The organism is Streptomyces sp. NPDC020983, from assembly GCF_044333485.1.
Classification (GTDB): Bacteria; Actinomycetota; Actinomycetes; order Streptomycetales; family Streptomycetaceae; genus Actinacidiphila.
Window position 1 is genome coordinate 1 of the sequence record NZ_JBIRRA010000041.1, and the last position, 1,846, is coordinate 1,846.

The window sequence follows — 1,846 nt, forward strand, 5'->3', positions numbered from 1 at the left end:
TCGTGACTGCGTGCCTTTTGAAGAATGAGCCTGCGAGTTTGCGGTGTGTTGCGAGGTTAACCCGTGTGGGGTAGCCGTAGCGAAAGCGAGTCCGAATAGGGCGTTTTAGTAGCACGCTCAAGACCCGAAGCGGAGTGATCTAGCCATGGGCAGGTTGAAGCGGCTGTAAGAGGTCGTGGAGGACCGAACCCACCAGGGTTGAAAACCTGGGGGATGACCTGTGGTTAGGGGTGAAAGGCCAATCAAACTCCGTGATAGCTGGTTCTCCCCGAAATGCATTTAGGTGCAGCGTCGTGTGTTTCTTGCCGGAGGTAGAGCACTGGATAGGCGATGGGCCCTACCGGGTTACTGACCTTAGCCAAACTCCGAATGCCGGTAAGTGAGAGCGCGGCAGTGAGACTGTGGGGGATAAGCTCCATGGTCGAGAGGGAAACAGCCCAGAGCATCGACTAAGGCCCCTAAGCGTGCGCTAAGTGGGAAAGGATGTGGAGTCGCAGAGACAACCAGGAGGTTGGCTTAGAAGCAGCCACCCTTGAAAGAGTGCGTAATAGCTCACTGGTCAAGTGATTCCGCGCCGACAATGTAGCGGGGCTCAAGCGTACCGCCGAAGTCGTGTCATTGCAGCAATACTCCTAACGGGGGCTGTGATGGGTAGGGGAGCGTCGTGTGCCGGGTGAAGCCGCGCCGGAAGGCAGTGGTGGACGGTTCACGAGTGAGAATGCAGGCATGAGTAGCGATACAAGAGTGGGAAACTCTTGCGCCGATTGACTAAGGGTTCCTGGGTCAAGCTGATCTGCCCAGGGTAAGTCGGGACCTAAGGCGAGGCCGACAGGCGTAGTCGATGGACAACCGGTTGATATTCCGGTACCCGCTGTAAAGCGCCCAATGCTGAACGGAGCGATGCTAAGTCCGTGAAGCCGCCCCTGATCTCTTCGGAGTGAGGGGGAGTGGTGGAGCCGACGAACCAGAGTCTTAGTAGGTAAGTGATGGGGTGACGCAGGAAGGTAGTCCAGCCCGGGCGGTGGTTGTCCCGGGGTAAGGGTGTAGGACGTCATCCAGGTAAATCCGGGTGGCACATAGTCTGAGACCTGATGCCGAGCCGATTGTGGTGAAGTGGATGATCCTATGCTGTCGAGAAAAGCCTCTAGCGAGTTTTACGGCGGCCCGTACCCTAAACCGACTCAGGTGGTCAGGTAGAGAATACCGAGGCGTTCGGGTGAACTATGGTTAAGGAACTCGGCAAAATGCCCCCGTAACTTCGGGAGAAGGGGGGCCATGTCTGGTGATCCAACGTGCTTGGTGAGCTGGGTGTGGCCGCAGAGACCAGCGAGAAGCGACTGTTTACTAAAAACACAGGTCCGTGCGAAGCCGTAAGGCGATGTATACGGACTGACGCCTGCCCGGTGCTGGAACGTTAAGGGGACCGGTTAGTTCTGCTTCGGCAGGGCGAAGCTGAGAACTTAAGCGCCAGTAAACGGCGGTGGTAACTATAACCATCCTAAGGTAGCGAAATTCCTTGTCGGGTAAGTTCCGACCTGCACGAATGGCGTAACGACTTCTCGACTGTCTCAACCATAGGCCCGGTGAAATTGCACTACGAGTAAAGATGCTCGTTTCGCGCAGCAGGACGGAAAGACCCCGGGACCTTCACTATAGCTTGATATTGGTGTTCGGTTCGGCTTGTGTAGGATAGGTGGGAGACTGTGAAGCGGTGGCGCCAGCCATTGTGGAGTCGTCGTTGAAATACCACTCTGGTCGTGCTGGATGTCTAACCTCGGTCCGTGATCCGGATCAGGGACAGTGTCTGGTGGGTAGTTTAACTGGGGCGGTTGCCTCCTAAAGGGTA

At 56.3% G+C, this 1,846-nt stretch carries 1 rRNA gene; it reads left to right on the forward strand.

Features of this window, described 5'->3' with window-relative positions:
• Nucleotides 1-1,846, forward strand: a 23S ribosomal RNA gene (locus ACH4SE_RS36425); the annotation flags it as partial.